The sequence below is a fragment of the Lewinella sp. IMCC34191 genome (assembly GCF_003390935.1).
In the GTDB taxonomy this organism is placed as follows: Bacteria; Bacteroidota; Bacteroidia; order Chitinophagales; family Saprospiraceae; genus Neolewinella.
Map to the genome: position 1 here is coordinate 186741 of NZ_QNQZ01000002.1, position 25285 is coordinate 212025.

Here is a 25285-nt window from a genome sequence, read left to right on the forward strand (position 1 = left end):
CCCTAGCGTGCCCCGGGGCAGGGATACAGTAGTCGCTGGAGGCTAGAATCCGATCGCGCACCGCGCATCGCCTCCGAGCAGTAATCCGGTTCATCCATTTGACTGCCCGCCCGCAGGAACTGCCCCCGCAACTCCCGCCGCACCTCGGCCAGATCACCGAGCTGTGGATATGTCCACTCCCGCTCGCCCAGCGCGTAGGGGCGGAGGTAGGCGTAAGCATCCGGTAGCCCAACCCCCTCCTCGTCTTGGTAATTCCACAGGTCGATCCCCATACGCTTTCCGTGGTAAGCCAGGATCGTCAGCCCCTCCAGGTTCATGGTGCTGTAGCTGAGCGATTTGGTACGGGCGATTTCTTCCGGTTGGCTTCCGTCAGCCGCCAGGTGAGCGGCAATCCGGTCGGTCTTGGCGCGCTCGAGGACCGCACCGGCTTCCTCCTGGCGGTCCAGGTACCGCAGCATGCTGACGAGCTGGACGTCGTACCAGGTTCCGTGGTTGTTGTGCCGGCTGCCCTCTTCCCGGCCCAGCTCGCTACTTACGAGCCAGTCCGTATAGTCGCTTATCCAGCTGGTAAAGCCTTCGCGCTCGGCGTCAGTCAATTCTCCGAGAAAGCCCAGTAGCTCCACCCCGGTGATCACCTCGGTGATCGCCCGAAATTCGATGATGCCGTAGCAGCGACCATCGTTCCGGCCCGGAATGCCCTGGGCGTATTCCAGGTGGGGATGCATGCGGGTTTCCGGATCAAGGAACCAGGTCCGTAGTTGTTGCCGTGCCCGGTCGGCGTAGGCTTGCCGGTCGGAGAGATAGGCTGCCAGGCTAAGGTGGTAGAAGTTGCCGAACGCATTTCTTCGTGCGGTTACGTCGACGTCCAGGCCAGCCGTGCGGGGGTTTCTTTCTCCGTCGCGGCGGATCCAGGGAAGGCCGTCCTCCTTTTCCGGATCGGGCCACCAATAGGGAGCCAGGCTGAGGTAGTCGTGTTTGTCGCCACTGGGCGGTACCCCCGTTTTCTGCGTCACCGCGTAGAGGGGGGCATCGAGCAGGGAGTCGGCACGCCCGATCAATCGAGCGTACGCCGGCGCCCATCTTTCTACCTGCGCCCCGCCGCCCGCTTTTATTTCCGCCAGCAGGCGGCCGTCCAGATTGGTCAGTTCCGGTACCGGCAGATCGGCTGCCGCGACCTCCCCGGAGGTGTTCGCGGCCGGGGTGCACCGGCATAGCGCAAGGAGCATCAAAGCCAACAGGAAGGCTATCAGGCGTGTCGAAATCATAGTTTCAGGACTTCGCTGCCGGCCATCAGAAAGGCGCCCGTACCGAAGTTTTGCCAACTTTCGGCGGAAGCCGGTTTGGGGTCGTAGCCGATATCCTGCACCCAGGTGACCTTTCCGTCGGGCTGCTGGATCGCTTCCAGGGCCGTCCAGGCCTTGCGCACCGCCGGTAGGTACTCGTCGCGGTCGAGCAGGCCGTTGTTGATGCCCCAGGCAAAGGCGAAGGTGAAGAAGCCGGTGCCGCTGGTCTCGCCGTGGTCCCAGGCTTCGGGCTCGAGCAGGCTGACCCGCCACATGCCGTCGGCGGGCTGGATCGACTTGACCTCGGCCGCCATTTCTTTAAAGAGGCCGACGTAAAAACCGCGGTGCTCGTAGTCGGCGGGCATCTCTTCCAGGATCAGCGCCAGGCCGCCGAGTACCCAACCGTTGCCACGCGACCAGAAGATCTTTTTCCCGTTGCCGCCCTTCTGATCGTCGGGCGAGCCCGTCCACACGAAGCGGGTATCCCGGGCGAAGAGGTGTTCTTCCTTATCGTAAAGTAGCTCGTAGGTTTCGGTGTAATAGTGGTGCATTTCGTCGAGTAGTTCCGGCCGGTCTTTCAGGCTGGCCCACTCGGCGATTACGGGCGGGGCCATGAAGAGGGCGTCGCACCACCACCAGAGGATTTCTTCCTTTTTGGTTTTATCGCCCTGTTTCCATTCGTGGTCCTTATTCAGATGGTCGTCGAGCCAGGTGGCGGTCGCCTCCAGGTCTACCAGGCCGGGCTCCTGCTCGTTCAGGTAGAGATAGGAGTAGCTGATGGCCACGTCGTCGGCGTGATAGTAGCGGTCGTAGGTCTGCCAGTCCGTCATTTCCCCGCGCTGCCTGAGCGCCGTGAGGAAGGCCGGATTATCCGTTGCCATGTGGGCCCGGGCCACCCCGGTGTAGTAGGCGCCGTTGGTCCAGTCGGTCGGCGCCTTGGATTCGATGGGGTTGGCCTCCTGCCAGGCCAGCGCGCGGACCATGGCCGCTTCGATGTCGTCGCGATCGAATTTGGGTACGCCGACACAGGCCGGTAAAAGGAGGACGAGCAGGAAATAGCAAATACGGGGCATGAGGGACGGTCTATTCGTGGATCAACGCCCCCAAAGTAGCGGGCGGACCGGCTCGGGAGAATCTCCCGAACCGCTTATTATCCGCCTTCGTACAATTGTCCCCACAGGTCTGGATGATTGTCAGCTTCCCAAAAGCAAAGGCGGCGGCGGGGCGCAGGTAAAATGTGCTCAGCGAACCGGGAGGTACCGGATGCTTTCTATCATTTTTCCCTCGCTACCTGTTACCTTAGCCCCTTCCCGCATTATTGTATACTTTACACTATCTAAAATTCATTCCCCGCTATGACCGACCATCAGAATACTAAAATCGTCGCCACCGTAGGACCCGCCTGTAATAGCTACGACGGGCTGAAAAAGCTCATTGAGGCCGGCGTCGATGTTTTTCGTCTGAACTTCAGTCACGGAACCCACGCCGACCACAAGCAGGTGGTCGATCACGTGATCCGGCTCAATACCGAGATGAATACGCACTGCAGCCTCCTGGCCGACCTGCAGGGGCCGAAGCTGCGCGTCGGGAAGATGGAAGGCGAAGGACTGGAACTCGAGGCCGGTGACGTGGTGACCTTCGTCAACGAGGAATGCATCGGCAACGCCGAGCGGGTATACATGAGCTACCCCCAATTCGCTCAGGACGTGCGCGTCGGGGAGCGGGTGCTCGTTGACGACGGTACGCTCGTCTTTGAGGTCGTCGACACCAACGGAATGGACACCGTCAAACTCAAGGCGCTCTACGCCGGGACGCTGAAGTCGAATAAGGGCGTCAACCTGCCCAATACGAAGATCAGCCTGCCCAGCCTGACCGAGAAGGATATGGAAGACCTTCAGTACATCCTGACCATTCCGGAAATCAACTGGATCGCACTGAGCTTCGTCCGTCACCACTCCGACTGTAAGGAACTGCGCGCCCACATCGACCGGGCCGGCCACCAGGCCAAGATCATCTCCAAAATCGAGAAGCCCGAGGCCATCGACAACATCGATAAGATCATCAAGCACTCGAACGCCATCATGGTGGCGCGGGGCGACCTCGGTATTGAAATGCCCATGGAGCGGCTGCCGATCATCCAGAAAGAGATCATCCGCAAGTGCATCCAGCGCGCCCGCCCGGTCATCGTAGCCACCCAGATGATGGACTCCATGATCACCAACCCCGGTCCGACCCGCGCCGAGGTTACGGACGTCGCGAACGCCGTACTCGACGGTACCGACGCCGTCATGCTGAGTGGGGAGACCAGCGTCGGCAAGCACCCGGCCCTGGTGGTCAAGTGGATGAACAGCATCATCGAGGAGGCCGAGAAGATCTACGAGATCGGTATCCGCCGCCCCAAAGCCAACGAAAAGAGCGGCACCTTCGTCAGCGACGTCGTGAGTTCCGCGGCAACCTGGGCGGCGCAGAGCGTCGGGGCCCGCGCCATTACCGGCATGACCCGTTCCGGCTACACCGCTTTCAAGCTGTCGAGCTTCCGGCCCAGTTCCAAGATTTACATCTTCAGCGACATTCCGAGTATGCTCTCGACCCTGAACCTGTGCTGGGGCGTACGCTGCTACCATTACGATAAATTCCAGACCACGGACGATACCGTAGACGACATCGTGGAGATCCTTAAGGAAAAAAATCACGTCCAGCCGGGTGACATGATCGTCAATACGGCCAGCATGCCCCTGGAGAAGCGTGGCCGGATGAATATGATGAAGATCACGGTGGTGGATTAGCGCAGGTCGGCCCGGCTACCATTCCGCCGGCCAACCTTTAGCACTAGTCGGGTACTCATAACGTTAGTAAATTACGATTTACCTGCGGCTACCCTATGCGTACTACCCTGCTGCTCCTTCTTGTCCTGCTCGCTCCTTCCCTCTTCGCCCAGGCGGAGATGACGGAGAAGGAGGTCAATCTGCAGAAGCAGTTCATCGAGGCGAAGCGCGAAGCCCTGCTCGGCAAGACCGATGAAGCCATCGGACTGTTCGAGGGTATCCTGGAAAACGATCCCGAAAACGATCCGGCGCTGTTCGAACTGGCCCGGCTGCAGTACGCCGCGGGAAACACCGCTCCGGCCATCAACGCGCTGAAACAGGCCTACGCTATTCGCCCCAACGAAGTGTACGCCGCCTTCCTCGCGGAACTGTACCTGGCGGCCGGCCGCTACCGAGACGGGGCGGACCTTTACGCCACCCTCGTCAAGCGCAACCCCGCGGAACCCGAGAATTACCTCGAACAGGCCGCCTTTCTCGTACGCGCGCAGGACACCAAGGAAGCCATCCGGGTCTACGAGGCGCTGGAAGACGAGATCGGCATCAACGCGGAACTCACGCGCCGGAAGCACGCCCTCTACGTCGGCACCGGCGACATGAAACGCGCCGAACGCGAACTGGCGGCCCTCATCGAAGCCTTCCCCGACCAGGTAGATTACCGGCACCTCCTGGCCGGTTTCTACCGCTCGCAGGATGAGGACAAGCAGGCCCGCGAGGTATATGAACAGATTTTGCGCATGGAACCCGCCGATGTCCGCGCCCAACTGGCACTGCAGGATGCCGCGCCGTCCGCCGGCAGCCCGTCCGGAGGGGGTGACGACGGCGAGCTGATGGCCCTGCTGGCCCGTACCGACGTCGATCTCGACCTCAAGATCGGTAAGCTGCTGCCCCTGATCAACCAGGTCGCCAGTACCGGCGACCGTACCCTGGCCGATCGTGCCCTCACGCTGGCGGAAGAGCTACGGCGGGTACATCCGGACGATGCCAAAGCCGCCGCCATCCTGGGAGATCTTTACTACCACAGCGATCGCCTCACCGAGGCCGCCGAGGCTTACCGGGCTACGCTCGAACTGGACGATACGGTCTATCCGGTCTGGGAACAATTACTGGCAACGCTCTACCTCGACAACCAATCCGTTGACCTGCGTAAGTACGGAGAAGAAGCACTCGACATTTTCCCTAACCGGCCGTCGGTGTACCTCTACTACGCCCTCGGGGAGGCATTCCGCGGTGACTTCGGCGAAGCCAATAGCTTACTGCAGCAGGCTCAACTCATGGTGTCCGCCAATCCGGAAGCCGCGGAAGCCCTGAAAGAAATGGCGGCAGCTCTTTCCAACATGGACGACGGCTCCGGCCTCGGCGACATCAACGCCGCGCAGCTGCCGGGCGGCCCCGAAGCGCCCCTGGCCGTTTACCTGCGCCAACTGAGCGATCCGAGCGCCGCTACTTTACTGTCCCTCGATCACCCCGCGAACACCAATGCCCTGCTACTCGAACTGATGGGCGATGTCAGCAGCGATGCCGGCAACAAAGAGGACGCGGCGGGGTATTATCGCCGCGCAAAAGCCGCCGGCAGCAAGTCGTCCAGCCTGGCCGGTAAAAATTCTTAGCCCCAAAGCCTATTCCGATGCGAATTTATCTGCTGGCGCTCGCCGCCATACTCACCCTCGCCAATTGCAACCGCAAAGTGGCCGGACCGGCTACTGACGACACGGCCGCGGCCACCGGTAAGCTCCGGCTCAATCAGGTCCTTCGGGGTATCGAAGCCAACCGCACCAGCGCCGAATGGATGGACGCTAAAGCCCGCGTGGACGTGGAGACCAAAGATTTTAGCATCGGCGGTACGGCCTACCTGCGGCTCCACCGCGACGAGGCCATCTGGATGAGCGTCAAGAAATTCGGCATCGAAGGCGCACGCGCCCTGATCCGCCCCGACAGCTTTTTTCTCTATAACCGCCTCGAAAGCGAGTACATCGCTGAGCCCCTGAGTTACCTGGAGGAAAAATACAAGATCCCCGCCCGCTTCGACCTGCTCCAGGAAATCTTCTTCGGCAACGCCGTTTTCCTCACGGACGACCTGGAGGTCAGCCGGGACGGCCAGGACATCCGCCTGACCGGCCGCAGCCCGGAATTCGCCGGCGATTACCGCTTCGATCCAACGACTTACCAACTAGGCAGGATGGAATTACAGGAACTCGGACAGCAACGGATGCTATCCGTGGTGAACGGCGGCTACGAAACGGTGGACGGCCTCGATCAGACCTTCCCCCGCAACCGACAGATCGCGGTAGACGGCGGCAGCGAAGGCACCGCCCGGCTGGACTTTGAGTTTACGGATCTGTCGTTTACAGGCCCCGTGGAGATGCCCTTCAGCTTTCGGTAGTCCGGCCTCGATTAATCCAAGCTAAAGAGGGCATACGGATACAGTCGTTCGATGTATTCGGCTACGGCCACGGGTAGCCGCAGGTAATAGCTTTCCGGCTTGCGCCCGGCTCGATAATTGATGTACAAAGTTCCGGTCGCATCCGCAAGAATGTTTCGGTTCAGGCTTTTAGGCGTCTCCAGGTCTTCGCTGGTTTGCGGACGGGAAATGCCCGGATAACAGCGAAGCAGCTCCACAATGCCGTGCACGGTGCCCGAGCGAATACACTCCTCCGCCCGTGCTATTTCGTTGGAAGACAGCTGAGCCGTCAATCCAAGCTCTTCTAGTCGGGATACGATGTCCGCCACGTCCGCGGGAGAAAGAAAGCGTGCTCCTGCAGAATCGATCGACGGCAGCTGGCTGCTGACGGCTGGCGAAGCAAGTAATCGAAGCTCGGGTGAAGTGAATTGAAAAAGGTAGAGATCCCAGCTTTCTTCTGTCTGGCCTCCCGGGCTAGCTACTCCGAAGTACAAGCGGTAGGCCGCGTTCAAGCGATCCAGGTATGCGTTGAAGGGGCGTAGAATGGTTTGCAGAAGTGGGCTCGTATCGTAAATTTTAACCGTATCGGTAGCTGGATTATATTGATCGAGCACCACCTCGACTTCACAAAATGCAGGGTCAAGCTTACAGAGGTCCTCGCGTACGGCATCCGCTAGTTGCTGGGCCGTTCGGGGCTCACCTACCCTCAACCGAAACGCGGGACCCAGGATAGGATAAAAATCCGCCCGCTCATCTGACTGGAGAAATGCGGTATCGAGCAGTAGCTGATCGGCAATCTGGGCAGACAAGATTCCATTCTCTGTCAGGCTTTTGACTGCCTGGCTTCGTTGCCGCGCCTGCTCGCGGAGGTAGATTTGCTGGCCCTCCTCCATAGCTATCCGTTGCAGCAGGAGGTGATCCGGCAACAGGCCATTACGCGCTATATCTGCCCGGTAGCGTTCGTAAGTGCCTTCATCGATAAGCCCGTGCTTACGCAACGAGTTCAGCGTCGCCCGGCAGTCCAGGCCAGAAACGCTTCGGTCCGACGGCACCAGATTCATCGGACCGGTGGCGGGTGCACTGATGGGCGGATAGAATACCTCTGTTCGAGCGTCGAGGACCTGAAATTTGACCTGACTTCGGTCCGCTTCGCGCAGGCGGTCGCGTTCCTCGATGAATCCGGGTACCTGCCGCATACGTGCCGTCACCGTATCCCGCATCTCCTGCCCGCGCGGATGGTTCTCCGGGGGTGGCCAGGAGGACAAGTCGAACTGTATCATTACCTCCGTGATGACGGGTATTCCGCGGCGGTTGTAGTGCGCGGCGCTGTATGCGCTGGCCAAATAAGCAAATATTTGCGCTGCATAGTCGTCTTCGGAAAGGGAGCGCAAGGTTGCACCACGCTGGTATAAGATTGACATTTCGTCACTGGATATAGCTTCGCGCAGGTTCGCCTCACCGGCCGGTGAAAGCAGGCCATCCTCCCGGAACGCTCGCGGCAGGGAATCGAGGGGTGTGTGGAGATTTGACTGGGTCATCGCGCTTTGGTTTACGAAAGCGATAAGTATGATAGCCAGGATGTGTTTCATTGGATAGGGTGTTCGCCTCCCACTGGGTGCACGGTAGGAAGTAGCAGGTTTGCGTTTCCTCCAATAGCTGCCGGACCTTTTTTAAGATACCCCGTGCAGTCGGTTCCGGACTTCTGAGGTGATTTCCGCGAACGGGCTCGGAATGGCCGTGCGGCAGTACGCCCCTAGGTGCCCGGTGAAGAGTATAGCGCCGAAAACGGGGAGGGGGAAAATGTCACGGTCCGGTGTTTAGGTTAGCTTTCAAGATAGGCTCCAGTTATCGATCGCGCGCCATAAAGCGGTCTCCGACCGCTGAGTAGAATGCGGTCTCCGACCGCGCAAGCAAGAAGCAGCCTCCGGCTGCGCAAAGCAAAGGGCCACCCCCGACAGCGGTCGAGGGTGGCCCTTTGGTAACCTTAGGTAGTTTTCAGCTTATCGCTGCACCATCACCTTTCGCTGGATGACCCCGGCGTTCGCCCGGATTTCCAACAGGTAAGTTCCCGTAGGCAATGCACCCACATCAAGCGGTTCGCGATCGCTGGTAGCGCGACGGCTGACAATCGTACGACCGCTGAAGTCGCGCAGTGTCAGTACGGCACTGTTGAGGATGCTGTTGGGCAGTGTTACGTAGAACAGGCTGGTCGCGGGGTTAGGCATAATGTTTACCTCCCGTGCGAAAGCCGGCTCGTCGACACTGGTGATTGCCATGGGCAGCAGGATACTGTCGATGACGTGGACAACACCGTTGTCGGCTATCATGTCAGCCATGATGATCAACGAACTGTCAACAAGTACCGAGTCTCCGCTAATGGTTACTTCCAGCATCTCACCTCCCAGGGTCATCAGCATCATACCGTCCATCAGATCGGCGGACGTGTACCTTCCGGGTACGACGTGGTACTCGAGGATCGTCTCCAGATCGCCGGAAGTCGTAAGCGTATTCAAGCTATCCGGAGAGATATTGGCAAGCGCCAGATTCGAAGGAGCGAAGACGGTAAAGAGTCCTTCGCCCATCAGATCATCATCCAGGCCGGCGGCGACAACGGCTGCTTCCAGCGTTGACAGTGTATCGGTATCCATGATGACATCTACAACCGTAGCGACCGGCTGCATGAGTACGGCGTCAATGATGTAAACGACACCATTCGATGCGGTGATTTCCGTCTGGGTGATGAGTACGCCATTTACAAATAAGGCACCGTTCGGGGTGGTGTCGTTACGGACGTAAAGGCTGTCGCCTTCGTTCAGCGTAGGGTACATCATACCGTCCCTCAAGCTATCGGAAGGCAGGGAATCGGCAATGACGTGGTACTGGAGGACCGACACCAGGCTATCGACATTGTCCTCATTGGTGAGGTACGAGAGGTCATCTTCGGATAACATTTCGAAAGCAGCATCCGTGGGAGCAAAGACGGTGAAGGGACCTGCACCCGAAAGTGCGGTGATCAGTTCCGGGGTCAGCGCTTCTTGTAGGGTGGTGTGGTTCTCGCTCGCGGAGATGATGTCGACTACGGTGTTGGACTGTGCGGTCAGCACGCCGCCGAAGACGGCCAGAACAGCGGTAAATAAAATGGGTAAAACGTGTTTCATATTCAATTTGGATTTTCAGAGCGGGTTTTCGTAACCCAATGAGCAATGTTCATGTAGCAAATAATTTCACGATTGGTTTACCGGGAACTAATAATATGTACTCTATCCCCTAAATAATTTCGGGGACCACCATTTTACAGACGTGGTATTACTGTTATAAATTATATGTATCACCCCCCTACGGATGGGTAGTCAGCTTTTCCGCCTCCGGTAATTCTTCCTCCAGCGATGGTTCCAGCACTAGCCGAACGGCCCGGTTGTAGGTCACGTAATTCGCGACCCAACTCAGAAAGGTAAATGCCCGGTTTCGCCAACCGATGAGGTAAAATATGTGGACAAAAGCCCAGATAAACCACGCCGGAAAACCGTTGAGGTGCAGGTTTTTCGGCAGGTCGGCCACGGCGCGGTTCCGGCCGATGATGGCCAGGCTCCCCTTGTCGAGGTAGCTAAAAGGCTTTACGGCATGTCCCTGGGCCAGCGCATTGAAATTTTTGGCTAGCCTCCTTCCCATCTGTATGGCAACCTGGGCAACCCCGGGATGTCCCTTGGGCCATTGGGCGTTGGTTAATAAGGCCACGTCGCCGAGCGCATGTACATTCTCATAGCCACGCACGCGGAGTTGATCGTCCACTATGTAGCGAGCTCGTTCCAGGCTATCCTGACGCAGCCCCTCGACGATGTCCCCGGTAACGCCGGCCCCCCAGATGACGGTCGCGGTCGGGATGGTAGTACCGTCCTTCAACGTAGCGGTCTGCCCGTCGTAGCCGGCAAGCAGGGCTCCAAAGCGCAACTCGATGTCCATATCCTCCAGGTTCCGACGGGCATCCGAACTGGATTTATCGCTGAAACCGCTCAGTAATTGATCGGCGCCCTCGACGAGGATGAAGCGCAGTTGCTCGATCGACGTATCGGGATAGTCCCGGCTGAGGACATGCCGCCTCAGTTCCGAAAGGGCCCCAGCCAGTTCGACCCCCGACGGACCACCCCCGACAATGACGAAGGTCATCAGGCGTTCGCGTTCGACGGGGTCATTGGTCATATCCAGGCGCTCCAGCGTCTGAAAGATGTGATTGCGCAGCCGCCGCGCATCCGGTACGGTCTTCAGCGGCAGCGCGTGCGCTTCGATGTCCTGGCTACCAAAAAAGTTAGCGCGCGTACCGGTGGCAATAACAAGATGGTCGTAATGAATGGGACCGGCACCGGTGCGAATAAGTTGTTGTTCCGGAGCGATTCCCCGCACCTCCAGCATCCGGAAGTGAAAATCGGGCTTCCCGCGGAAGGACTTTCTCAGGGGCCCACAGATATCGGGGGCCTCGAGGCCGGCGGTTGCCACCTGGTAAAGGAGCGGCGCGAAAGTGTGGTAATTGTGTCGGTCTAGTAGTACAACCTGGTAGTTCCGGGTATCCAAATGATCGACAAAATTGATGCCGGCAAAACCACCTCCGACAACAACGATCCGGGCCTTGTCACCGGGTGCGGGGAGATTGAGTGCATCCATGGATGCATTACAAAAATTACGGGCTTTCGTTCGCGCAAAGACGCTATGGCGGCGGAGCGCAGGTAAGGTGCCGTGCTAGCGGTTCGGTCCGCACATTCCGATATTCTGTCCGATTAACGGATAGCGGGTCGATTTAGATACCCGCCGGGACCGCTTAGCTCGGGGTATCTCCATCCGCCATCCTATTCTGAAAACAGGCGAAACCAGTTAGGGAAGAAATAGCTCAACACCCCGACTCCTATATCATTATCACGCGGGCCACGACCAAGCTGGAACAGGCTGATTACGACCGAATGCTTCCGAAAGCCCGGGCCATCATCGAGAAATAAGGCGTTATCCGCTATCTATTCAAAATGATCGACGTCGACGCCTGGACCGCCGGCAAGGCCTGGCGTGACCTGAAGTTCGACGCGGCCCACGCCAGTGATTTCGAAGGGGTAGCCGTTATCGGTTAAGCAGACTGGATGGCGTGAATAACCCAGCTGGCCAAACCCTTTACCACCACCGAAGTACAGCATTACGGGCCGGTCGCGCGGGAACGCGCGCTAAGCTGGCTGGCACGGTCTTAGCGCTTCACTGTGACCGATTCCCGTCCGAAGGAATTTACCTCGGTGGTGAGGCGGGGGAGCCAGTCCAGGCTCCCTTCCAGGCCGTTGCCCACGACGATCATATCGGCCCCGGCCTGGAGCGCCTGCCGGGCTCGTTCCGGGCTGCGAATGCCCCCGCCAACTACGATGGGGAGGTCTACCTCCGCGCGGACGGCACTGATGATTTCGGGAGACACCGGCCGTAGGGCGCCGCTACCCGCATCCAGGTAAATGAGTCGCAGGCCCAACTGCTCTCCCGCCAGGGCGGTGGCTGCGGCAATGGCGGGCTTATCCGCGGGGATGGGCGTAGTGCCGCTCATGTAGGAGACGGAAGTGGGCCGCCCCCCGTCCACCAGCACGTACCCCGTGGGAAAGGCCGGCAGTTTCATCTGTTTGATGCGCCCGGCCACTGTGACGTGCTTACCGATGAGTAATTCCGGATTGCGGCCCGAGATCAGAGAGAGCAGGAGTAGCCCGTCGGCCTGATCGTCGAGCTGGTAGACGGAGCCGGGAAACAGGAGTACCGGAACTTCGGCGTGCGCCTTGAGGAGGCGCAGATAGTATTCGGATTGCGGCTGGTTGACCAGACTCCCTCCCCAAAGGAAGAAATCGACGTAGCCGGCGCGACTGTGCTCCCCCAGCGTTTTCAACTTGGCGCGGCTCGCTTTATCCGGGTCAATGAGTACGGCCAACAGTTTGCGGCCAGATTCGCGGGCCCGGGTGAGTGCGCTAAGGATCATAACCCAAAGGTATGACTGCCGGGCGGCAACTAAAAACGGTCCGCTTGCCGAAGCAAACGGACCGTCTGAAGTGATGTGCCCAGGACAGGAGTCGAACCTGCACGTCCGCAATGGACACCAGCCCCTCAAGCTGGCGTGTCTACCAATTCCACCACCTGGGCAGGCTGTGGCGCGAAGCGGACGCAAAAGTAGGAAGTTCCGGGGAGTTTTACAATGCTTACCGGCTTTAAAAATTTGTTCTACCTGCGCTCCGCCGCAAAACTATTATTTAGCTCGCTAATTAATGTATGTACAATTAATTAGACCATGGAATTTTTAGAGAGCCTACAGTGGCGCTACGCCACCAAAAGATTTGACACCGATCGCCAGGTATCCGATGAGGACGTGCGAAAGCTGCAGGAAGCGGTCAATCTAGCCGCTACCAGTTTTGGACTGCAACCCTTCCGGGTAATGGTCGTGCAAGATCCCGAACTCAAGGAACAACTGCGTACGGCAAGCTATAATCAGCCCCAGCTCACGGAGAGCTCGCACGTCTTCGTGTTCTGCGCCATGAAGGAGATGCCCCCCGAGCATATTGACGCTTATATGGACCGCACCGCCGAGGTACACGACGTACCGCGCGAGCAGCTGAATGATTACGCCAGCTACATGAAGGGATCGGTCGCCGGTAAATCGGTGGAATCCATCGAAGCCTGGAACAAGCGGCAAGTCTACATTGCGCTAGGCACGCTGCTCGCCGCCGCCGCCGAAATGCGCATCGACACCTGCCCGATGGAAGGCTTCGATGCCGGTGAGTACGACCGCATCCTGGGCCTGACGGAACGGGGTCTCACCGCTACCGTTATCGCTCCGGTCGGCTACCGTTCGCAGGAAGACGCTACGCAGCACAAGGCGAAGGTGCGCGTTCCGCTGGAAGAGATGTTTCTGGAGCAATAGCCGTCTGCCGAGCGGAGCTCGTCCGCCGGCGGGTCTAGGTCGATAAGCTCGACCACGCTCGGCGGACGACCTGCGCTGCGCTGTACAAGGCCGGTGTACGGTTGCCCCCCAGGAAACGCGAGTAGCCCTACGCTCGGCGGACGACCTGCGCTGCGCTGCGGTCGGCAGACGAGCGTAGGGCTATTCGTAGAACAGGATCTCCCGCTCTCCGCCGGCCTTCAGGTAGCCCCGGTACATTCCCGGCGTATTGAAGGGCATGACGATATTTCCCGCGGCATCCAACGCGATGAGGCCGCCGGTGCCCCCTTTCTCAACCAGCGTGTTGTGAATGACGGCATCGGCGGCTTCCTGCAGTGAGGCGCCGGCGTAGGCCATCCGGGCGTGTACATCATAGGCCACCGCGTAGCGAATGAAGTACTCGCCCCAACCCGTGCAGCTTACGCCGCAGGTGGCATTATTGGCGTACGTACCAGCGCCGATGATGGGGCTATCCCCGAGCCTGTTGAATCGCTTATTGGTCATGCCACCCGTGCTGGTGCCGGCGGCAATGTTGCCACTTTTATCCAGGGCGACGCAGCCGACGGTGCCGTGCTTCTTGTCTACGTCGATCTTTTCCTGTTCGACCTTCTCACCCTCCAGGGCGCGCTGCAGGCTTTGGTAGCGTTCTTCCGTGTAGAAATAGGAGGGGTCCACCACTTCGAGCCCTACTCCGGCGGCAAATTCCTCGGCGCCCTTACCGGTCAGTAATACGTGCTCGGATTGCTCCATAACGGCCCGCGCCGCGCTGATGGGATGCTTCAAATTGGTGATGCCACCCACCGCGCCGGCTTCCTGATTTTCGCCGGTCATAAAACTGGCGTCCAGTTCGTTGATGCCGGCGTTGGTAAATACCGCCCCCCTACCGGAATTGAAGTACGGGCTGTCTTCCATCACCCAGATGGTGGCCTCCACGGCGTCCGCCGCGCTTCCCCCCTCCCGCAGGACCGCCTCCCCCGCATCCATGGCGGCGTTCATCGCTTCCCGGATTCCGGCCGCCCGTTCATCCGTCATATTCTCTTTCAAAATGGTGCCCGCCCCTCCGTGGATGACCATAGCATATTCAGGGACTTCGCCGATCTCCTCCAACTCCGGCGGGCTATCCACGGCCGGTTCGCCGGTTTCCTGGCAGGCGGTCCATAACAGGGCTACGGTGAGCAGAATAAGAGTAGACAGCAGGTGACGCATGGTGGTGGGCTTGGTTACCGGAGTAAGGTAATGAAGGCGCACCGACTTTCCGTGGTTCCGGCCCTGCCATCCTTGATACTTAGGCCAGACACTCCGAGGTCCAAGGACGCTCGCAGGTCTTATGCTCTCCTCACCTGACGGTGCCAGGACCTCGGAGTGTGGCCGAGCGTTAGCGAAGGGCTCCTGCGAGCGTCCGGTATCATGGTAACGTGCTATTCAGGCCAGACACTCCGAGGTCCAAGGACGCTCGCAGGTCTTATGCACTCCTCACCTGACGGTGCCAGGACCTCGGAGTGTGGCCGAGCGATAGCGAAGGGCTCCTGCGAGTGTCCGGTATCATGGTAACGGGCTATTCAGGCCAGACACTCCGAGGTCCAAGGACGCTCGCAGGTCTTATACTCTCCTCACCTGACGGTGCCAGGACCTCGGAGTGTGGCCGAGCGATAGCGAAGGGCTCCTGCGAGCGTCCGGTATCATGGTAACAAGCTATTCAGGCCAGACACTCCGAGGTCCAAGGACGCTCGCAGGTCTTATGCTCTCCCCATCTGACGGTGCCAGGACCTCGGAGTGTGGCCGAGCGCTAGCGATGGGCTCCTGCGAGCGTCCGGTATCATGGTAACGGGCTATTCAGGCCAGACACTCCGAGGTCCAAGGACACTCGCAGGTCTTATACTCTCCCCATCTGACGGTGCCAGGACCTCGGAGCGTGGCCGAGCGCTAGCGAAGGGCTCCTGCGAGCGTCCGACACCCGACACCTAATCATGCGCATGCCGCGTCTTCAACGCATCCTCCCGCAGCCGCCTTAAAAACGGGCTGGCGAAGATGAAATCCTGCAGTACCTCGCTGTCGCTTTCCAGCACCTGGGTCTTGTCTCCCTGCCAGGCGAGATTGCCATCTTTGAGGAGGACGATGTTATCGCCGATGCCCATGACCGAGTTCATATCGTGGGTATTGATGACGGTCGTGATGTTATTGGTATTGGTGAGGTCGCAGATCAATTCGTCGATCAGGATACTCGTCTTCGGGTCGAGGCCGGAGTTGGGCTCATCGCAGAAAAGGTACTTGGGTTCCAGCACCATGGCCCGGGCGATACCGACCCGCTTCTGCATACCGCCGGAGACCTCCGAGGGGTAGCGGTCGTTGATGCCCTCCATGTTGACCATCTCAAGGCATTCGTCGACCCGTTTCTCCTTCTCGGCCAACGTTTTGTTGGTGAACATATCCATGGGAAAGCGGATGTTCTCCCCCACCGACATGGAGTCGAAGAGCGCGTTGCCCTGGAATAACATGCCGACCTTCATACGCACTTGCCGCAGCGCCTCGTCGTCGAGGGAGAACAGGTCGGTATCGTCGTAATAAACTTTGCCTTCGGAGGGCTCGAACAGGCCGATCAACAACTTGAGCAGGACTGTCTTACCCGCTCCCGAACTACCGATAATGAGGTTCGGCTTGCCGGAGTAGAACTCGGTCGATACGCCCTTCAGAACGTGGTTCTCGCCGAATGATTTTTCGAGGTTTTCCGTACGAATCATAGCTGGCGGTTTAGGTGAGGACTAGGGCGATAAGGAAGTCAAAGACCAAAATGAGTACGTCGCTGACTACCACCGCACTCGTGCTGGCCTCCCCGAGTTCAATGCTACCCCCCTTGACGTGGTACCCCATGTAGCAACTGATGGAGGTCAGGAGAAAAGCAAAGACGGCGGCCTTGACGAACATCATGAATACATAGCGGGGCACGAAGAAGGACCGGAGCCCCAGTACGTATTCCGTATGCGAAATGGTGCCCGGCACCACCGTGCTCAGGTAGCCCCCGATGATGCTCACGAAAGCCGAAATAGCCACCAGCATCGGGATGACGAAAACGGCTGCGATAATTTTGGGAAGGATCAGGTAAGCCGCCGTGTTGACGCCCATGATCTCCATGGCATCGATGTGTTCTTTTTGCCGCATCCCGCCGATTTCCGCGGCCAGGTTGGAGCCCACCTTACCGGCCAGTACCAGGCAGGTGATCGTGGGCGCCATCTCGATGATGGTGATGTCCCGCACGATATAGCCGATGTAGTACGACGGTACGAAGCTGTCGCCCAGCTGATCGGCAAACTGGACCGCCGTCACCATACCGATGAAGACCGAGATGAGCAAAACGATGAAGACGGAACCTACCCCGATGGCATCCATCTGACGCATCGTCTCCTTATAGTACATCGAAAATTTCTCCGGGCGCGAGATCGAGTCACGCAAGAGCGACACGTAGCGGCCCAGATGGAAAAGCATGTTGGTAACGACCATGAAGCGGGTTGCGGGTAGTTGCGGATTGCGGGTTCACGGTTTAACGTCGGGTTCCCCGTATTGGTTTGCCTTGGTCACTAACCGGCGGGCTGCCATTCCAGCGCTCCGGCGTCGGGAGACTCCGTATCCCGGTCATTCCCCTCCAGATCGACCGGCAAGTCGGGGAGATAAATCCCGAGATTACGGGCAACGCTCAGGCTGTCGGGAACATATTTATCGTCGCGAATGGATTGAAAGAGCGGATCCCCACCTTCCAGGTTATAGCACCCCTCACAGATGGTGCTGTAAAAATCTTCGTAGAGGTTTCCCTGGCTGCTCAGAAAGCGCTGGTCGGTACGGACCACGCTGTTGAGGATGCGCACGTCGAAGGTTGCGGCGTTCTGGCGGCCGTCGACGTCGAATAGTTCGATCTCGGCCGGGCTGCCACCGGCGATGATGCTGTTCCGAACGGTCGTCCGCAGCGGAGCCTGCAGGCAGTAATCCTGGTCGGGTACCGGTGCGCAGTTGCTCAGGCTCAGGGCGGGGTCCGTCGATCCGTAATTCGCCAGGGTGCAGTGCTCGAGCAACAGGTTACCACCCTTTATAAACTGGAGGGTACTCGACTGGCTGGAATGAAACAGGGAATTCCGCGCGGTGACGTCCCCCTGGTAGCTCAGTACCGCCGACCGGCTACTGTTGGTGATTCGGGTATTGACCAGGCTTACCTCGGCCAGACTGTCTACCGTCACCCCGATGATGCTGTTGCGTATCTCGGTAAACTCAATGCGGTTGCCCCGGCTTTCCGGGCCGAGGATAAGCCCCCGGTACCCACCGGTACTTTCCGTGAAATCTTCCTCCAGGCGATCCGTCGCGAGGAGGATCGGATCTTCCAGGGTTCCGAGCAGTTCGATCCGGCCGGACGGAAAGGTATAGATAAAGCCATCATCGAAGATGCCTAGCCCATCGGGCCGGTTATCACGCTGTAGGCCTCCGTGGAAGTAGATGCGGCTGCCCGCCAGTACCCGCAATACGCAGGAATCGATGACCAGCGATCCGTAGATCACCGTCGGCAGATCCGTCGGCAGGGTGAAAGTGCCATCCGTGCAAATGGGCTGCACGAGGGTACCCCGGTTAAATCCATTCAGATAAAAGGCGTTTTGGCCATAGGCCTCGAGCGTCACCTCGTGCTGGAAGTTGCCCGTCTCAAAAAGCAGGCGGTCCGTGGCAACGAAGGGGCTGACGGCACTCGGTTGCGTGGGGTCTACCTCCACTTCCACGAACACGAAAATACTGTCCTGACCGAAAATCACCACGTCCTCCGCTTCCGGCCCCATGGTGCCGTCGGCGTTGAAGGTGAATTCTACCCCCGTCTCCCCCGCTACGTGGATGCGGTCGATCATGACCGGGTCCGATGCGTCATTGTACACTTTAAACACCCGCGTGGCACTCCCCCGGGCGGTGAATACGGTATCGAAGGTGAGGGTATCAACGCTGAAGCGCAATTCCACGCTGTCGCCCGTCAGGTAATCGCGATCCACCTCGCAGGCGAAAAGCAGCAGGAACAGCGAAACCAATGGAATCAGTAGGCGCATACGATAGGGCAATAAAGTGTAAGAACTCAGTCGGTAGCCGGGCTATTGTCCGGGGCGGCCACTACCGTACCCGGCCAGTTATCGGTAGACAAATGCGCCAGGATGTTCGGGCGCCGGCCATTACCTATCAGTACGGGAATTCCCCGGGCGGCGGTTTCCCGGGCAATGCGGAGTTTGGTCGCCATGCCACCACGGCCGCCGCTACTCCGCCGTGCCTGCACGACCGCATCTACCTGCGTATCGTTGGCGGCTACCCGGGCGATGAGCCGGCTATCGTCCCGCTCGGGTGCTCCGTCGTACAGCCCTTCCACGCTGCTGAGGATCACGAGCGCATCGGCACCGACCATGCGGGCGACCAGACCGGCCAGCTCGTCGTTGTCGGTAAACATCAGCTCGGTGACGGCGACCACGTCGTTTTCGTTCACCACGGGCACGATCTCGTCCTGTAACAGGGCGCGGAAACAGTTGAGCATATTGTCGTAGTGCTGTCCCTTCCGGAAATCGTCCTTCGTGGCGAGCACCTGCGCGCAGAGCAGCCGGTGGCCCGCGAAAAAGTTCCGGTAGAGTTCCATCAGCCGCACCTGCCCGATGGCCGAATAGACCTGTCGCTGGGCTACTGCTTCGTCGTTGGCGCGGCCCGGCAGCAGTTCCTTTCCGGCCCCGACCGCCCCCGACGATACGAGCACCAACTCGACCCCGCGCTCCTTCAGCGAAGCGATCTGGTCCACGAGGTTACTGATGCTGGTGATGTCGAGCCGCCCGTCGGCACGGGTGAGCACGTTGGTTCCTACCTTGATGACTAGGCGCTGGTACATGAGGGTAAAGGTAGTGGGTAGTATGGTAGTGGGTAGTGGTTAGTGGTTGCTGGTTACTGGTTACTGGTTACTGGTTGCTGGTTGCTGGTTGCTGGGTAGTCTTTTAGGGATGGGTTGGGAAGGGAGAACTTTGCGCGTGCTTTGTGTACGGCGATGTGGGTGCCCTACCTTAGCTCCGTCATTGCACCGCCTCATATCATGCGCCACCGTTCCTGGATCGCTCCGCTTCTCTTTTTCACCCTGGCCGTGGCGATCCGCTGGGGCAGTTTCAGCGTATCGGTCATCAACCACGACGAGAGCACCTACATCGTGGGGGCGGACGAGTTGCTGCGGGGGGAGGTATACCTGCGCGACGTCATCGATACCAAGCCGGTCGGTATTTTCTGGTTGTATGCCCTGCTTATCAAGGTAACCGGTGGTAGTATCTGGATGCTTCGCCTGGCGGCTACTACCTTTATCGCGCTGGGCGCCTGGCTGTTATCGGTGGTCGCGCGGCGGGCAACCGGTCAATTGTCGGCGGGCTACGTTGCCGGGCTGGTGTACATCCTGATGTGTAGTGTATACACCTACTACGGGATGTCGCCCAACACGGAAATCTTCTTTAATGTCTTTACCATCGCCGCGGTGGCCCTTACGGTGGTGGCCGACCGGAAACAGTGGGCGGCGGCCGGACTGCTGCTGGGTATCGGCTGCGTCATCAAGCCCTTCGTAGCCGCCGAGGCCCTGGCCATCGGCTTGTACCTGCTGTGGTTTTACCGCCAGCACCCCGCCCACATGATCGGCAATGGCCTGCTGCTGGTTGGGGGGTTTATTCTGCCGGTAGCTGCCGTAGTGGGCTATTATGCCTCGCTGGGTCTGCTTCCGGAATTGTGGTTTTACACCGTAGAGGTGGGGGCGGCCTACCCCGTCGAACTCCCGTGGTTGCTTCGTCTCAAGTTCATGGGTGACTACCTGCTGCGCTATAGTCCGTTCATTTTGTTGGGCGCCGCAGCGCAGGTAAAAGGCCGATTCACAAGGGGCGAGCAGACCTGGCTCCTCTATCTTGGGCTAGAGGCCCTGCTGGTCACGGTCGTGGTATTGCTTACGGGTAAGCGCTTCGGCCATTACCAGATTCAACTTCACCCGGTCGTGGCCCTTTACGTCGGAACCTGCGTAGGGCTGGTTTGGGACGATGTACTACGCCGGCGCTGGGTACTTTGGGCGGTCGCGATCGTCGGTATCGGACTCGGTATCGGCCATGCGGTTTACTACGCCGGGAAGGGCGACCAGCCACGGGCCATCGCCCGGGAGATTGACGGCCTGATGGAGGCGGACAAGACCTTCTTCGGCATCAATGGATTCCAGATCGTACACCACCTGCTCGACCGTCCGGTACCGGTGCCCTACGTTCACTCTTCACTGATGTTTCTGGATCATCACATTCGGGCCTTCGAAATCGACGTGCCGGCTACCGCGCGTAGCGTCGTCGATAATCCCGACGTCGGGTACCTGCTCCTCCGCACCCGCGATACGGCGGCCCAAACGCCCCTTTCCGACACCCTCATGCAGCACTTCGAGTTCTACCGCCCCATCGACGGTTGCTGTGAACTGTACCGCCGGCGGTGATGCCCCCTATCGGAAAATGAGCCCCGTTTCCGATTCGAAGATTACTTGTCGATCGTAAACATCCTCTATAGAAGAGCTATCCTTGCGCACGATCAGGTAATCCGGCGCCGATGCATTATCGGGCGGGGTAAATTCCAGCGCTTCCTGGTTGGCCAGGTAAACGTAATACAATTCGTCGTTTGCTAGCGCAGCGAGTTCAACGTACACCCGGTCGGCCTCCCGGATTTCCGGTAAGAATTCCACGATTGGCGGCTCAGGGCGAGGGTGAGCGAACTCATATAGCCGGCGGCCGAGCGTAAACACCAACAGTCCGGCAAAGACATAGCGGATCGCCGGTAAACGCCGGTACACGTATTCAAATCCGAATACCGTGGCGATGCCGACGAAGGGCAATACCGGCACGATGTATTGCCGTAGCGCCTGGGTAGTAAGCGACAGGATTACCGCGTAGGGGAACCACAAACACAGCGACAGCAAGAGCAGACGCCGACGACGCAACCACTCCACCGCCTGACCGCGCAGGAGTGCCCACCGGTAAATGCCATAGAACAGAAAGGCAAAAAAGGCAAAGTTCCACAGATTGAACATCTTGTCGAGGCTATACAGGATGTAATCGTACTGGGAGGTCGTTTCTCTACCCTCGAAATCCGTTTTGGTGAAGCGCTCATAGATGTCGTGGACGATGAGGCGTTCAAAAACATTGTCACCCGTATACTGAGGGTCCTCCCAGGTAGCCCCGTACAGCTGGACCACCGTAAACCAGAAAAGGGGGAACAGCAAAAACACACCTATCCCCGCCCAGAATCGGGAATCACGCAGTGTACTGCCCAGCCGTTCGGTGAGCAGCAGATAGACCACCAGCCCCGGCACCATAGCCCCCATGGCCAGTCCCTTGGTCAGGAAGGCAAAGCCCCAGAAGAAGCCCGCGGCAAGCATATCCCGGCGGAATCCAAAATCCAGATAGCGAAGGATGAACAGGAGCCCGGAAAGCAAAAACAGGAGGAGCAGGGCATCGAAATCTCCGGTGCGGCCAACGTGCCAGCCGACCAGCCCGGGCACCGAAAGCAATACCAGGCCAACCACCAGCGCGAAACCCGGCGACCGGTACAGGGTGATGATCTGAAACAGAACGTAGAAGGCAATGGTGATTGCCACTGCCGACGGGAAGCGCAGGGCGAAGGCGGTTTGCCCGAACAGCGCCATGCTCCCGGAGATGCACCAGATCAGCAGCGGCGGCTTGGCCCGTACCTCATCGGGGGCCCCCATGTAGTGGAGGTTGACCCAGTCGCCGTTGGCCAGCATTTCCAGGGCGTTGATCCCGCCCCGTGACTCGTCGCCGACGTGGTAGGGTTCGGCCCCGAGATACAGGAATGCATACAGAAGGGTAAGGCCCAGCAGCAGAGCGAGCGCGGTACGTCGGGATAATTCCGGGATCACGGCGACGAAGGTACCTTACTTTTGTGCCCATTCCTATGCCTCACCTCCAAAAACCTGACGGGACGACCCTCGCGCTCTGGGCCATTCCCATCGCGTTGATTATGGCACTGATGATCGGACCCATCCTGCGGGACGGTATGTTCATCGACGGTTTGGCCTACACCAACGCGGCCCGGAATATGAGCCAGGGGCTGGGCCGCTTCTGGGCACCTACTATCGACGGGGGCGGTTCGGTATTCTACGGGCACCCGCCCCTGCTATTGTACCTGGAGTCGCTTTACTTCCGCGTATTCGGTGATCACCTGTACACGGAAGACCTCTATAATTTCTCGGTGCTGGCGCTGACTCTGGGGCTGATGTACCTGATCTGGCGGGAACTGGCGGGCCGCAAGAATGCCGCCCTTTTCTTCTTTCCCCTGTTGCTGTTCGCTCTCAACCAGGAGACACAACTGCGCTACCCGAACACGCTGCTGGAATGTGGTATGACACTCCTTCTTTTATCAGCGACCTATGCCTATTTCCGGTGGGAACGAAATGCCGTCTACCCGGCTCTGATCTCCGTGGGTGTGGGTGCCTTCCTGGCGGTACTGGCCAAGGGACCCGTGGGGCTCTTCATCCTCGCCCTGCCCTGGCTGCACCGCCTGATCGTGGATTGGCGGTGGAGCTGGCCCGCGCTGCTGGTTCCGGTTTTCACCACCGGGGCGGCCTTCGGGCTGCTTTTTCTTGCCGAGCCTGACGCTTTGCTCTTTTTCCGGGAATACCTCGACCGGCAGGTGATCACCGCCCTGACCGGTCAGGCTACCGAGAACGTAGCGGATTCGCGGCTTTCGATATTCGCCTCGCTCATCAAGGCCAACCTCCCCGGCGTGATCGCCTGCGCATTGCTGTTGCTGCTCCCCCGTCGGCGGGACGAACGGGCGCAGGCCTACGGGTCCCTTCTCCTGTTGCTGGGGTTCTGCGCCGTTTTGCCAATTGCCGTTTCCCCGAAGCAGGCGGCATACTACCAGCTTCCGGCCTTGCCCTTTCATTTTCTCGGGGCCGCCCTCCTCCTGCGATCCCAACTGACGGCTTTAGTAGCCTACATCAAAAGAAAGCGCAGACTGGACACCGGGCTCCGGATCGTGGGCTTCACCGGATTGCTGGGCGCTACGATTTTCGCCCTGTCCCTATACGGTACGGTCGATCGGCGGGACCGCACCGCCTGGAAGCAGGCCGAGGCGATCGATGCGATTCTGGATAGCCTGGATACGGAAACCTACACTTTTTACGTAGCCGGTGTAGCACCCGATAAGGTCTCTTCCCTCTCCTATCCGCTCACCGGCACCTTGAATCGGCTGTACGGCATTCAACGGGACCGCCGGGCGGAAACCGGGATCACCCTGTGGCTATCGGAGCGGGGGATTCCCTTACCGGACCCGGGAGATGCCGAGGTGCTGTACCTGGACGAAGGGGTCAGGTTGACCAAAAGACCGGGAAAGAATTAAACGGCCGACATAACGGTATTTAACGGACGCTTTACCTGCGCTCCGCCGCCCAAATCCGTTCACCTTCGTAAGTTGTCTCATACGCTTACGCCTATGCATTGCCGTACCCTTGTGTTTTTTCTGCTGTTGATGAGTCTGATCGGTCGGGCCCAAACCGACTCCCTGGTTGGCCGGACCGAAATCGCCCGCTACCAGGGCGACAAAACCGGAGCCGTTTCCCTGACCTTCGATGACGGCATCATCACACAGTTTACCGTGGCGCGACCGATCCTGGATAGCCTGGACCTGAAGGCCACGTTCTACGTGATCACCGGCAAGATCAGGGGGTCCTTCGGCGGACGGTTTATCGGTCGTAACCGGGAGGATATCCTGCGGGAGGCCGCCGAGCAGCCCACCGATTCGACCAATTTCTACGAGCGCGCCTCCCTGATCGCGTTTACCGGGACGAGCGAGGCCGTCGATTACCATTCCCGGGCCGGGGCGGCCTACGAAAGCGGGCAGGTACGGGAAGCCTACCGGCTAATGGACGAAGCCTACGGCAAGCTACTCAACGGGAAATTGCGGGATACGGACGCGGTGGTCTTTCACGATAACGCCGTCGACACCACTACCTGGCGGGATCTGCGGCAGTACCAGGCGGACGGTCACGAGATTGCGAGCCACACGGTCACCCACCCCCGATTGGCGGTACTGGACGAAGCCAACCTGCTCTACGAACTCGAACAGAGCCGCGATGATATCCGCCGCCACCTCGGCCCGGAGGCGACCTTCTCGGCCGAGGGGCCCTATGGCACCGAGGACGAGCGCGTTATGCGGTACGCCCACCAGATCTATCCCGCCCTCCGCAACCGTATGCCGGCTCCCTACCTGGCCGAGCTCAATCGCGGCAGCCGGGAGGCCCCGGGGGCACAGGACAAGGAGTACGTCCAGTGGCAGCGCGGCCCGACGGACGGCACCAGCCTGAAAACCATGAAAAGCTGGATCGACACCATCCTGGCGCACGACAATGTCTGGCTGGTGGAGGTATTCCACGGGGTGGATGACTACGGGTGGGCTGCCCGCCCGGGCGAGGAACTGGAAGATTACTTCGGCTACATCAAGGAGCGGGAAGACCACCTGTGGATCGCCCCCTTCGCTACCGTGACGAAGTACATCCGCGAGCGGGAGGCCACTACCGTTAGCAGCCACTTGAGCGAGGGAACGATCAAGTCTACGCTGTCCGGCCAGCTCGACCATTCCGTCTATAACGTCCCCCTCACCTTCAAGACGTACGTACCGGAGGGCTGGCAAGCTGTGACCCTGCGCATCGTCAGCGATCCACCTTCGGAGCGGATCCTGACGGTCCAGACCGACGGAAGTGGCAGCTACGTCCGCTACAATTTACTACCTGGCACACCCGGCTGGTTGATCCGAGCGTCCGATCGATAGCGGGCTG

General features: G+C 59.3%; 20 protein-coding genes and 1 tRNA gene. 8 read left to right on the forward strand and 13 right to left on the reverse strand.

What is annotated here, in order from left to right:
* Positions 1 to 2: 2 nt before the first annotated feature.
* Both DRW39_RS05300 and DRW39_RS05305 read right to left on the reverse strand, forming a co-directional pair.
* The gene (locus DRW39_RS05300; protein WP_116105974.1) at positions 3 to 1265 is read right to left on the reverse strand and encodes an alginate lyase family protein; all 1263 of its coding nucleotides are present in this window, start codon (positions 1263 to 1265) and stop codon (positions 3 to 5) included.
* Positions 1262 to 2356, reverse strand: coding sequence for a glycoside hydrolase family 105 protein (locus DRW39_RS05305; protein ID WP_116105975.1), 1095 nt, complete (start codon positions 2354 to 2356; stop codon positions 1262 to 1264). Before DRW39_RS05305 ends, DRW39_RS05300 begins: the two co-directional genes overlap by 4 nt.
* A gap of 282 nt (positions 2357 to 2638) precedes the next feature.
* Between DRW39_RS05305 and pyk the strand changes: the two genes are divergently transcribed.
* From pyk to DRW39_RS05320, 3 genes are all read left to right on the forward strand, one after another.
* On the forward strand, positions 2639 to 4069 hold the full coding sequence (gene pyk, locus DRW39_RS05310; RefSeq protein WP_116105976.1) for a pyruvate kinase: 1431 nt from the start codon (positions 2639 to 2641) through the stop codon (positions 4067 to 4069).
* Between the two features lie 95 nt (positions 4070 to 4164).
* Entirely contained in the window at positions 4165 to 5715 is a 1551-nt protein-coding gene (locus DRW39_RS05315; RefSeq protein WP_116105977.1) for a tetratricopeptide repeat protein, read from the forward strand.
* 17 nt (positions 5716 to 5732) lie between these two features.
* Positions 5733 to 6488: a DUF4292 domain-containing protein gene (locus DRW39_RS05320; RefSeq protein ID WP_116105978.1), complete on the forward strand. Its 756-nt coding sequence runs from the start codon at positions 5733 to 5735 to the stop codon at positions 6486 to 6488.
* A gap of 11 nt (positions 6489 to 6499) precedes the next feature.
* Here the strand turns inward: DRW39_RS05320 and DRW39_RS05325 are convergent, their stop codons facing one another.
* The 3 genes from DRW39_RS05325 to DRW39_RS05335 all read right to left on the reverse strand — a co-directional run bounded on the left by DRW39_RS05325 (position 6500) and on the right by DRW39_RS05335 (position 11162).
* A complete protein-coding gene (locus tag DRW39_RS05325; RefSeq protein WP_116105979.1) occupies positions 6500 to 8095 on the reverse strand; it encodes a hypothetical protein in 1596 nt (531 codons plus the stop codon).
* Positions 8096 to 8506: 411 nt separating this feature from the next.
* A complete protein-coding gene (locus DRW39_RS05330) occupies positions 8507 to 9664 on the reverse strand; it encodes a fasciclin domain-containing protein (RefSeq protein WP_116105980.1) in 1158 nt (385 codons plus the stop codon).
* Between the two features lie 178 nt (positions 9665 to 9842).
* The gene (locus DRW39_RS05335; RefSeq protein WP_116105981.1) at positions 9843 to 11162 is read right to left on the reverse strand and encodes an NAD(P)/FAD-dependent oxidoreductase; all 1320 of its coding nucleotides are present in this window, start codon (positions 11160 to 11162) and stop codon (positions 9843 to 9845) included.
* Between the two features lie 335 nt (positions 11163 to 11497).
* Between DRW39_RS05335 and DRW39_RS05340 the strand changes: the two genes are divergently transcribed.
* The gene (locus DRW39_RS05340; protein ID WP_410503593.1) at positions 11498 to 11617 is read left to right on the forward strand and encodes an STAS/SEC14 domain-containing protein; all 120 of its coding nucleotides are present in this window, start codon (positions 11498 to 11500) and stop codon (positions 11615 to 11617) included.
* Positions 11618 to 11727: 110 nt separating this feature from the next.
* On the opposite strand, the gene DRW39_RS05345 is transcribed toward DRW39_RS05340, so the two are convergent.
* Together DRW39_RS05345 and DRW39_RS05350 are read right to left on the reverse strand one after the other, a co-directional pair.
* The gene (locus tag DRW39_RS05345) at positions 11728 to 12489 is read right to left on the reverse strand and encodes a geranylgeranylglyceryl/heptaprenylglyceryl phosphate synthase (protein WP_116105983.1); all 762 of its coding nucleotides are present in this window, start codon (positions 12487 to 12489) and stop codon (positions 11728 to 11730) included.
* Between the two features lie 76 nt (positions 12490 to 12565).
* Positions 12566 to 12650, reverse strand: a tRNA-Leu gene (locus DRW39_RS05350).
* 145 nt (positions 12651 to 12795) lie between these two features.
* Here DRW39_RS05350 and DRW39_RS05355 point away from each other — a divergent pair.
* Positions 12796 to 13425, forward strand: a complete 630-nt coding sequence (locus DRW39_RS05355; protein ID WP_116105984.1) for an NAD(P)H-dependent oxidoreductase — start codon at positions 12796 to 12798, stop codon at positions 13423 to 13425.
* Positions 13426 to 13605: 180 nt separating this feature from the next.
* Here the strand turns inward: DRW39_RS05355 and DRW39_RS05360 are convergent, their stop codons facing one another.
* The 5 genes from DRW39_RS05360 to proB form a co-directional block, all read right to left on the reverse strand.
* Positions 13606 to 14649, reverse strand: a complete 1044-nt coding sequence (locus DRW39_RS05360) for an isoaspartyl peptidase/L-asparaginase family protein (protein WP_116105985.1) — start codon at positions 14647 to 14649, stop codon at positions 13606 to 13608.
* Positions 14650 to 15404: 755 nt separating this feature from the next.
* Positions 15405 to 16181, reverse strand: coding sequence for an ABC transporter ATP-binding protein (locus DRW39_RS05365; RefSeq protein ID WP_116105986.1), 777 nt, complete (start codon positions 16179 to 16181; stop codon positions 15405 to 15407).
* A 10-nt stretch (positions 16182 to 16191) separates the two neighbouring features.
* A complete protein-coding gene (locus DRW39_RS05370; protein WP_232830071.1) occupies positions 16192 to 16938 on the reverse strand; it encodes an MlaE family ABC transporter permease in 747 nt (248 codons plus the stop codon).
* Between the two features lie 77 nt (positions 16939 to 17015).
* A complete protein-coding gene (locus DRW39_RS05375) occupies positions 17016 to 18509 on the reverse strand; it encodes a hypothetical protein (protein ID WP_116105988.1) in 1494 nt (497 codons plus the stop codon).
* Positions 18510 to 18535: 26 nt separating this feature from the next.
* Positions 18536 to 19324, reverse strand: a complete 789-nt coding sequence (gene proB / locus DRW39_RS05380; RefSeq protein ID WP_116105989.1) for a glutamate 5-kinase — start codon at positions 19322 to 19324, stop codon at positions 18536 to 18538.
* Between the two features lie 198 nt (positions 19325 to 19522).
* On the opposite strand from proB, the gene DRW39_RS05385 reads away from it, so the two are divergent.
* Positions 19523 to 20929: an ArnT family glycosyltransferase gene (locus tag DRW39_RS05385; protein ID WP_157975939.1), complete on the forward strand. Its 1407-nt coding sequence runs from the start codon at positions 19523 to 19525 to the stop codon at positions 20927 to 20929.
* Between the two features lie 6 nt (positions 20930 to 20935).
* Here the strand turns inward: DRW39_RS05385 and DRW39_RS05390 are convergent, their stop codons facing one another.
* Complete coding sequence (locus DRW39_RS05390) at positions 20936 to 22366, reverse strand: ArnT family glycosyltransferase (RefSeq protein WP_116105991.1); 1431 nt, start codon at positions 22364 to 22366, stop codon at positions 20936 to 20938.
* A gap of 35 nt (positions 22367 to 22401) precedes the next feature.
* Here DRW39_RS05390 and DRW39_RS05395 point away from each other — a divergent pair, with 35 nt between their 5' ends.
* On the forward strand, positions 22402 to 23850 hold the full coding sequence (locus tag DRW39_RS05395; protein ID WP_116105992.1) for an ArnT family glycosyltransferase: 1449 nt from the start codon (positions 22402 to 22404) through the stop codon (positions 23848 to 23850).
* Positions 23851 to 23943: 93 nt separating this feature from the next.
* Entirely contained in the window at positions 23944 to 25278 is a 1335-nt protein-coding gene (locus tag DRW39_RS05400) for a polysaccharide deacetylase family protein (RefSeq protein ID WP_116105993.1), read from the forward strand.
* Positions 25279 to 25285: the final 7 nt, after the last annotated feature.